The 9204-nt window shown below is 69.0% G+C and carries 9 protein-coding genes; 6 read left to right on the top strand and 3 right to left on the bottom strand.

The window, feature by feature from the left end; all coding sequences use genetic code 11:
* Positions 1-288: aldo/keto reductase (locus C1I98_RS44490; protein WP_233508303.1), on the bottom strand; the 288-nt coding region annotated here is incomplete at its 3' end.
* Positions 289-303: 15 nt separating this feature from the next.
* Positions 304-546, bottom strand: coding sequence for an aldo-keto reductase family protein (locus C1I98_RS44485; RefSeq protein WP_233508302.1), 243 nt, complete (start codon positions 544-546; stop codon positions 304-306).
* A 459-nt stretch (positions 547-1005) separates the two neighbouring features.
* Here C1I98_RS44485 and C1I98_RS29830 point away from each other — a divergent pair, with 459 nt between their 5' ends.
* Complete coding sequence (locus C1I98_RS29830) at positions 1006-1617, top strand: TetR family transcriptional regulator (protein ID WP_111170728.1); 612 nt, start codon at positions 1006-1008, stop codon at positions 1615-1617.
* On the opposite strand, the gene C1I98_RS29825 is transcribed toward C1I98_RS29830, so the two are convergent.
* A complete protein-coding gene (locus tag C1I98_RS29825; protein ID WP_111170727.1) occupies positions 1574-1900 on the bottom strand; it encodes an ArsR/SmtB family transcription factor in 327 nt (108 codons plus the stop codon). The genes C1I98_RS29830 and C1I98_RS29825 overlap by 44 nt on opposite strands.
* A 124-nt stretch (positions 1901-2024) precedes the next feature.
* Between C1I98_RS29825 and C1I98_RS29820 the strand changes: the two genes are divergently transcribed.
* The 5 genes from C1I98_RS29820 to C1I98_RS29800 all read left to right on the top strand — a co-directional run bounded on the left by C1I98_RS29820 (position 2025) and on the right by C1I98_RS29800 (position 9141).
* Entirely contained in the window at positions 2025-3488 is a 1464-nt protein-coding gene (locus C1I98_RS29820) for an MFS transporter (protein ID WP_199537307.1), read from the top strand.
* Positions 3489-4231: 743 nt separating this feature from the next.
* On the top strand, positions 4232-5434 hold the full coding sequence (locus tag C1I98_RS29815) for an IS701 family transposase (protein WP_111170726.1): 1203 nt from the start codon (positions 4232-4234) through the stop codon (positions 5432-5434).
* Between the two features lie 151 nt (positions 5435-5585).
* Entirely contained in the window at positions 5586-6611 is a 1026-nt protein-coding gene (locus C1I98_RS29810; RefSeq protein WP_158558226.1) for a ParB/RepB/Spo0J family partition protein, read from the top strand.
* Positions 6612-6799: 188 nt separating this feature from the next.
* A complete protein-coding gene (locus C1I98_RS29805) occupies positions 6800-8002 on the top strand; it encodes an acyl-CoA dehydrogenase family protein (protein ID WP_111170724.1) in 1203 nt (400 codons plus the stop codon).
* Between the two features lie 74 nt (positions 8003-8076).
* Positions 8077-9141 (top strand): zinc-dependent alcohol dehydrogenase, encoded by a 1065-nt coding sequence (locus C1I98_RS29800; RefSeq protein WP_199537306.1) that lies wholly within the window; start codon positions 8077-8079, stop codon positions 9139-9141.
* Positions 9142-9204: the final 63 nt, after the last annotated feature.

Here is a 9204-nt window from a genome sequence, read left to right as displayed (position 1 = left end):
GGCGAGGGGGGCGGTGACGGAGGGCCGGGCGAGGAGCCAGGCGATGGCGACGGTGGCCGGGTGGGCGCCGCGGTCGGTCGCGATCCGCTCCACGGCGGCGAGCACCCGCTGACCGCGCTCGGTGCCCAGGTACTTGGTGACACGCGGTTCGCGCACGCTGTCGATGGGCGTGCCCGCCCGGTACTTGCCGGTGAGGAACCCCGCCGCCGGCGAGAAGTAGGGGAAGACCGCCAGGTCGTGCCGCAGCGCGATCGGTCGCATCGCCGTCTCGTAGAACTCGCGTTCCATCAGGTTGTAGTGGGGCTACAGGGCGACGTACCGGGCGCGGCCCTCGCGGGCGGAGAAGGCAAGGGACTCCTCCAGGCGTTCCGGGGTGATGTCGGAGGCCGCGATGGCACGTACCTTTCCCTGGTTGCCCGGCGCCCAGGCCGAGTAACTGTCGGCGGTATCGATGAAGTTTCCGCCCGCGGCGGCGTAGGCGTCGAGCACCCTGAACGACTCGGCCGCGCTCGCCGACCAGCCGAAGACATTGCCGCCGAGAGACACCGGGAACAGTTTGACACCCAAGGCGCTGTATGTGCGAAGTCGCGTCATAATTCGCGCAACAAGCACCGCCTCCAACAGCGTCCCGATCAGCCGGACCTCACTGCGACTTTGCCAAGTCGGCTTACAAACCAGCCTGCGACCAGCATATATACCAGTCATCCCATCGAATGGCATAGGCCCGCCCGCACCGTCCACCAGCCCGCACCGCACCGGATAAATGCAGGTGAGAGCGTTACGCAGGCCGTTCAGGAGCCATCGGCCGATCACTGACAATTGTGCCGGTAAGCCGTAACCAGGCTTGCAAATAATGCAGTTCGGAAATTATCGTTCGCAGCGCAGGGAATCGCACACAAGGCTTCTGGAAGGCGCGTCATGCCGCTCGCCCCGACCTAGGCGGCCGCCCCAGCCACCGCCGCACAGGACCGTAGCCGACCAGATCTCAGGGAAAGGGCTCACAACATGAAACAGCAGGAGAGGTCGAGCCGGTCCCGCAAGGCCATCCTGGAGGCCGCGGCCGAGGAGTTCGCCGCCCGCGGCTACGCCGCGACCAACCTGTACGACATCGTGGCGCACACCTCCCTCTCCAAGGGCGCGCTGTACGCTCACTTCCCGTCCAAGTCACACCTCGCGACCGCGCTGACGGAGAAGTTCCAGCGCACCTGGGACGAACTGCTGCGCCAGGCCGCCGACCCGTCCCGCCCGCCGCTGGCCGCGCTGCGCGATCTGACGCTGGGGCTGATCGACATACTCGGGTCCGACGCGTGCTTCTCCGCGGGCCTGCGCCTCACCTGGGACGAGGCGCACGCGCAGGGACGGCCCCCGACCGTTCAGTCCAGTCTGCTGGACACGCTGACCGGCCTCATCCGCGACGCGCAGCGCGGCGGCGGCATCGACGCCGATCAGGACCCGGAGCTGCTGGGCATCCTGCTGGTCGGGCTGCTGTTCGGCGTCCACCAGACCACCGCGCGCGAGAAGAGCCACATGGCGGCCGAACGCGTGCGGCGGCTGTGGGACATGCTCGCGCCGATCATGCTTCCCGCAGCGCACTCGAATCGGCCAGCACCCCGTTGAGCACCGCGTCGAGCAGTCCGGGGTAGCGGGCGTCGAGGTCCTCGCGGCGGAGGGAGAGCAGGTTCTCCCTACCGGCGGGACGCTGCCAGATCACCCCGGCGTCGCGCAGCACGCGCCAGTGGTGGGTCATCGTGGATTTGGAGACGTTGTCCAATATCGCGCCGCAGGGCATCTCGCCGCTGTCGAGAAGCACGCGGACCACGGCCAGCCGCATGGGGTTACCGAGGGCGGTCAGCACGTTTTCGAGGCGGATCTGGTCACGCGTGGGGTGCAGGGCACTCATCCTTCCAACCTAGGTCGATTGTACTTCCCTCTGCGAACTTTCATACCAAACACAGATGACTTGTGATACGTAAGTCCTCGTACAGTCGTATCGTGTTGAGAGACCCCGAAGGAATGCCGCGCACATGTCCACACCACTCGCCCCATCGGCCCGGCGGCCCGCCAACGGCCGGCTCGGCTGGAGCCTGGCGCTGTTCGCGCTGGCTCAACTGATCTTTTCCCTGGACATCTTCATCGTCTACGTCGCCCTGCCCGACATCGGCGCCGACCTGGGCTTTTCCGACCAGACCCTGCAATGGGTGGTCAGTGCCTACGTCGTCTTCGCGGGAGGGTTCCTGCTCCTCGGCGGTCGCGCCGCCGACCTGCTGGGCAGGCGCCGGATCTTCGTGCTCGCCCTGGCCGTCTACGCATTGTCGTCGCTGGCCGGCGGGCTGGCCACCAGCCCAGCGGTGATCATCGCGGCGCGGGCGATCCAGGGCATCGGCGGCGCGCTGCTGCTGCCCTCGACGCTCTCGCTGATCGGCACGCTGTTCGAGGAGGGCCCCAAGCGCAACCGCGCCTTAGCCGTGTGGGGCGGCGCGGGCGCGAGCGGGCTCACCGTCGGCTCCCTGCTGGGTGGCGTCCTCACCCAGAGTTTCGGCTGGCCCGCGGTCTTCTTCGTCAACGTCCCGCTGGCCGGGATCTGCGCCATCGCGGCGCTGGCCGTCGTACCGCGCGACCAGCCCTCGACCGAACGGCGCCGCTTCGACCTGCCCGGCGCGCTGACCGTCACGGCCGGCGCCACGCTGCTGGTCTTCGTGCTGGTCCAGGGCCCGGAGGTCGGCTGGACCCAGCCGATCATCCTCGCCGCCGGGGCGGCGGCGGTCATCCTGCTCGCGTTGTTCGCCATCATCGAGTCGCGCAGCCGCGACCCGCTCATGCCGTTCCGGTTGTTCCGTAATCGCAGCCTGGTGGTCGGCGTCAGTGTCACCGGCCTTTACATGGGGACGTTCGGCGCGCTGCCGTACTTCATGACCATGCTGCTCCAGAACGTGTTCCAGTTCAGTGCGCTGGAGACCGGCCTGGCCTTCCTCGTGCCGTCGGTGGCCATCGCGACCGGCACCCAGCTCGGCGAACGGCTGGTCGGCCGGATCGGCACCCGGGCGACGCTGCTCGGCGGCTTCGTGGTGGGGGTGGCCGGCACGATCGCGTTCGCCCTCGCCTTCGACCACCAGTCGGGGTTCGCGGCCACCGTGCCCGGCATAGTCGTGCTGAGCCTCGGCCAGGGCGTCGTGTGGACGGGCATGTGGATCGCCGCCGCCACGGGCGTCGCGGGCGAGGAGCAGGGCGTGGCCAACGGCCTGGCCTCCACGTCCCTCAACCTGGGCAACGCCATCGGGCTCGCCGTGCTGATCGCGGTCGCCAACGCGGCCGTGACCGGCCAGACGGGGGCCGCGCTGCGGGCCGCGGTCGCCGACGGCGGCTCCCTGGCGGTCCTGCTGACGGCCGCGGGCATGCTCATCGGCGCGCTGGTCAGCCTGACCCTGCCGAGGAAGGTCGCGGCGGCCGCCGCCGCGAACCCGGCACCCGCCTCCGCGGTCCACTCGTGACGGACGCCGGACACCTTCGGCCTGATGGTGTCCGGCGGTCACCTCCCGATCCCCGCGCCGCGCTCCCGGCCGCACACGCGACCTGGCCATGAGCGCGGCGCGGTCGGACGTACCGGGCCCCGGCAGTAAAGGGCCCGGTGTGAGCGCGGCCGGCGTGCCGATACCGGCAGGTCCCGGCCCGCACGGATCAACGGTGATCCGGCGAGGCCGAACGCCCCGACGATGAGCGCCCCCACCATCGAGCGCTCCCGGTGGCAGGGAACGGACCTGATGCCAGGCCAAGGGCCGGCATCGGGCACAGGTCCCCGGCACCGCCCGCCAGAGCACGGGACTCGGCATCAGGGCACTGGACCCACCCCCGGCCTGCAAACCCGGCGCCAGGGCGCCGAGCCGAGGCCGGTCCCAGGAGCCCGGCGTACAGCGCCCGGACATATCGGCCCAGCGGCAGCCGCGGGCCTGAAGCGTCATGAGCAGGACGCCGCGTGAGTGCGCGGGATGGTCGTGGCAACGTGCCTGCGCAGGGTATCCCGGCATTCGGCGTTGCGCCACCTCAACTGCGCTATACACACATTCTCCCCCGCCTCGACAACACGCGGCAGAACTGCGTCGGCCCGCGTTCCCCCTGCTGAGGCCACGAAGTCCAAAAGTCGTCACGACAAATGCCGACATATGGTCCAAACAAACATTCGCGTAGGTAGTTTTGTGACGTTGACGCGCGACTTAACCGGAACGGATGTCCGCAAATGCCGAACGGGGAGAGTAAAAAACCGTGGGGGCTAGGCGTCGACCTTGCGCCCATTAGGCGAATTTCTGTCTCTGACTTCATCGAGGAGGTCTTCGGCTACCTTCCGCGCAGCGACCAGCGGCGATGGGCCCGCACGTACCTGAGAGGGCTGCTCAACGTGCCGGGCAAGAAATCGTTGCAGCACATGGCACGGGCCGCCGCCACCGGCCTCAACGCCTCCCATGGCCTGCAACAGTTCATCAACTCCAGCCCATGGGACTGGACCCCGGCGAGAGAGGCGTTGGGCAGGTCGATCAGCGAGGCCATGCCGGTGATCGCGTGGGCGGCCGGGATATTGAGCATCCCCAAAAGGGGCGAGCATTCCGTCGGCGTACACCGCCGTTTCGTGCCGCACGCCGGCCGTACGCTGAACTGCCAGGTCGCGGTGGGCATGTTCCTGTCCTCCGAGGAGCAGGCCGTGCCGGTCGACTGGCACCTGTTCCTGGACCCGGCCTGGAGCGGCGACGAGCAGCGCCGGCGGCGGGCCCGCATCCCCGGGCACGTCTCCGCCCTGCCGCTGTGCATGCACGTGCTCGAACTGGCCGACCAGATGCGGGCCCGGCGGCCCGGCCCGACGCCGCCGCTGGTGGCGGACCTGCGTGTCGGGATGGACATCAGCAGGCTGGCCGACGAACTCAGCGCGCGCGGGATGGACTTCGTCATCGAGGTGCGCGCCGCGCACCCGGTGCTGGCCGCCGCCGGTTCGCTCCGGGCGGCGGGCCGGGCGACGGTCGTCCGGCCGACCACGGTGAGCGAGGTGTGGCGGCAGGACCCGCCGCAGGCGGCGGAGAGCCCGCGGGGGCCGGCCATCGCCGCCAGAGCGGTCCGGCTGCCCGGCGCGCCGCAGACGTACCGGCTGCTCACGCAGTGGTGGCGGGGCGACCACCGGACCCGCCGGTACTGGATCACCAGCATTCTGGACCAGACCGCGGAAGCCGTACTCGCCCTGGACCGGCACGCCGCACGTGCCGAGGCCGTGATGAAGGACCTGGAGAAGGACTTCGGCGTACTCGACTTCGCGGGCCGCTCCTTCCCGGGCTGGCACCACCACATGACCATGGTCTCGGCCGCGTACGCCTACCGGACCCTGCTCTCCGGCGACGACGGCGCGCTCGGCCGCGCACATGACGAACGGGGTCACACCGCACTACTCACGATGTGACGGATGAGCGGCGTGCAGCCGCCGACGGCCGTCGTTCAGGCACGCGGGCCACAGCAGAGGGGAAGCAGTGATGCCTGTCAGAGCCCTTGCGGAAACCAGTGGAACATCGACGGGGGATGGTGATGAACTGGCGTGTGGAGGCACACCACGGTTGACGGGGGTCGTCATGGTGCCCGTGGGCGTGCTGCGATCGGCCGACTCGCCGCGCTTGGGAGAGATGGACGTGCAGCATGTCCGCAGGTTGATGGCGGCCGACCCGCTGCCGCCGATCATCGTGCATCGATCCACCATGCGGGTGATCGACGGCGTGCACCGGCTGCGGGCCGCCGTCCTGATGGGGCGCACCGAGGTCAATGTCCGGTTCTTCGAGGGCAGCGACGAGGACGCCTTCGTGGTCGCGGTACGGACCAACGTCAGGCACGGCCTGCACCTGTCGGCCAAGGAGCGGTCGGTGGCCGCCAAGCGCATCCTGATCAGCCATCCCGACTGGTCCGACCGCGCGGTGGCGGCGGCGGCCGGGCTGTCCATGAAGACCGTCGCCGAGATCAGGAAACGTGCATCTGAAGAAATTCCGCACTCGCACACCCGGCTGGGCCTGGACGGGCGGGTCCGCCCGATCGACGCGGCGGCCGGGCGCAGGCGGGCCGCCGAATACATCCAAAGGCACCCGCAGGCGTCGCTGCGCATGATAGCGTCCGCGGTCGGCGTTTCCACCGGGACCGCGCGCGACGTGCGCAACCGGCTGGCCCGCCATGAGGACCCGGTGCCGTCCGGGCAGCGCGGCGGCCATGTGAAGGTCGCCTCCCGGGCCGGCGGCGACGGCCCGGCCCGCGCTTCGGTCACGGCCGGCGGCCGCAGTGAACCAGACGGCAGAAGGCGCGCCGACACCGAGCACCGCGTCCGCAGAGACGCGCTCGCGCTGCTGAGCAGGGACCCTTCGCTGCGCTTCACCAAGACGGGCCGGATGCTGCTGCGCATGCTGGACAACCGGCTGCTGGCCTCGATGCATCGCGATCAGATAATCGCCAGCATCCCGCCCCACTCCAAGGACACGATCCTGGCCGCGGCCCATCAGTGCATTCGCGTCTGGCAGGAGTTCGCGGACGAGGTGACCAAGGACGACAGGGCCGAGGACGCTCTCGGCCAGGTGGTCGATCTGCCGGAGATCTCATACTGACGAACGGCGAATGCAGGTCGGGTCGCCCCGCACACCGGCGGGCGGCCCGACCTCGCTTTTTCTACGCATAGCCCGCTTCGCCGCGGGGCTTCAGTTCGCGCCGTACTGGATGTTCAAAGGACTGTACGTATGTTGTTGCACATACGTACGGTCCTTTACTGTTTCTCCCGAGATCGAGGAGGCAGAAGATGAAAGAACCGTCCCACCACCCGGCCCTGATCGATGAGGTCCCGCTGTCCCGGGAAGCCGATCAATGGCTGCAAAAGGTCGCCGAAATCGCCCCGGTGATCGAAGGCCACCGCGACGAGTCGGAACGCCTGCGCCATTCGGCGCAGCCGGTGTTCGAGGCGCTGCGCGACGCCGGAATCCATCGGATGCTGGTTTCCCGCGAATTCGGCGGCTCGCAGGTCACCCTGGACACCGGCTCGCGCGTACTCCAGGCCCTCGCCGCCATCGACCCGTCGGTGGCCTGGCAGATGGGGGTGCAGGGGGCGATCGGCCGGCTGTCGGACTACCTGCCGGAGGCCACCGCGCACAAGCTCTTTTCGGACAGTTCCGGCCTGGTGGTCGGTTCGGTCAACCCCACGGGCCGCGCCGAGGCGGTGCCCGGCGGGTTCAAGCTCAGCGGCACCTGGGCCTTCGCCAGCGGTTCCGCGCACGCCGACTGGCTGGTGTGCGCCGCCGTGGTCACCGACGGCGGCAAGCCCCGGATGACCCCGGCCGGCCCGGAGACGCGCCAGGCGTTCGTGCCCAAGTCCGAGGTCCGCATGCTGGACACCTGGAACTCCCTGGGCCTGCGTGGCACCGGCAGCGACCACTACGAGATCGACGAGATCTTCGTGCCCGAGGACCACACGGTCCAGGGCGCGGCGATGTTCCTGCCGCCGCCCGAGCGCCCCGCGCGCGGCTACGCCATCAGTTACTACGACTTCGGCCTGTTCGGCTCGGCCTCCACCGTGCTCGGCACGGCCGCGGGCGCGCTCACCGCGTTCAAGGACCTCGCCCGCGCCAAGGTCGCCGCCGCGTCCTCCAAGACGCTGGACGCCGGCCACGTCGTCCAGGAGCGGGTGGCGCGGGCCGAGATCCTGGTCCGCTCGGCCAGGCTGATGCTCGCCGACGCCGCCTGGCACGCCACCGAGCACGGCCAGAAGGGCGGCGACCCGCTGAGCGCGCTGGTACGGCTCAGCGCCGCGACCGTCGCGGAGAACACCACGGCGGCCGTGGACGTCCTGTTCAAGCTCGCGGGGACCAGTTCTGTCTACGCCGGCAACCTGCTCGAACGCTACTTCCGTGACATCCATTCGGCGGCCAAGCACATCACGCTGTCCCACACCAACATCGAGATGGTGGGCCAGTACCTGCTCGGCGGCGAACTGCGGATGCGCCGATAGGGGCGCCCGCGACCGGTGCTCCCCATGGATTCCGCACATCAATCGAGGAAGGCAGGAAACGTTTCATGCACACCATGAAGGCTGTTCAGCTCATCGCTCCGCGCAAGACCATCCTGGCCGAGCTCCCGCGGCCGGAGGCGCCGGCCGACGGCCTTTTAATGCAGACGCTGTGCGTCTCGATCTGCTCGACCGACATCTCCTTCTATGAGGGTCATCTTTTCCCCTCCGAATATCCGATCATCCTGGGCCACGAATACCTCGGCAAGGTCGTGGAGATAGGTCCGGAGTTCGACAACCCCGATATCCGGTTAGGTGACCGGATCGTGTACTGGGGGCAGACCGACTTCGGGGGCTTCGCCGAGTACCGGACGGTGCGGCCGATCTTCTCGGGCGAGGTCAAGAAGGACGTCTTCTGGGCCGACCGCAACTTCTTCGACGACAACCGCGCGGCGGCGGTCAAGGTCCCGGACGCCCTGGACGACCTCCAGGCGTCCTTCATCGAGCCGACCACCGGCGCGCTGCGGTCGATCCTCGGCAACCCGCCCCAGATCGGCGACAAGGTGCTCATCCTGGGCACCGGCCCGATCGGCATCATCGCCGGCAGCGTCATCAAGCGACTGCTCGCCCCTACCTCGGTCGTCTCCGTGGACGCCAACCCGCGCCGCAACGAGCACGCGATCGAGCACTTCTCCGAGCGCGCCTACCTGCCGGACGAGCTGATCGAGGAGGTGCCGGAGAACACCTTCGACTACGTCTTCGACTGCCTTCCCACCGTCCACGTCGAGGACGAGGAGAAGGACCCGCGCCGGGTGGCCATGCGCAAGATGAAGCCCAAGGGCAGGTACGTCCTCTACGGCGCGTCGCAGGAGATGCAGCGGTTCGACACCTGGCTGATGCTCGCCAAGGGCATCAACATCAGCGCCTCGCCCTTCGACGTCAGCGCGTTCCCCATGCACAAGACGGCCAACGTCATCCAGTCGGCCGTGCAGATGCTGGTGTCGGGCATCGTGGACGGCAAGCGCCTGCTGTCCACGGTGCACAGCTTCGACGACTATGACGGTCTGGTGGACATCTTCGGCAACTACCGATCGACGACCGGCCTGAAGACGATCGTGGACTTTCGGAAGCAGCCCGCCTGACGGGGTCGCGCGATCGCGGATGCGGGGGCGGGGCACGACGGCACGCCCCCGGCCGTCCCCACC

Origin of the sequence: Spongiactinospora gelatinilytica, from assembly GCF_003236385.1 — a bacterium.
Lineage (GTDB): Bacteria > Actinomycetota > Actinomycetes > Streptosporangiales > Streptosporangiaceae > Spongiactinospora > Spongiactinospora gelatinilytica.
Note: the sequence above shows the minus strand (reverse complement) of the source record. Positions and strands in the feature narration are given on the sequence as shown.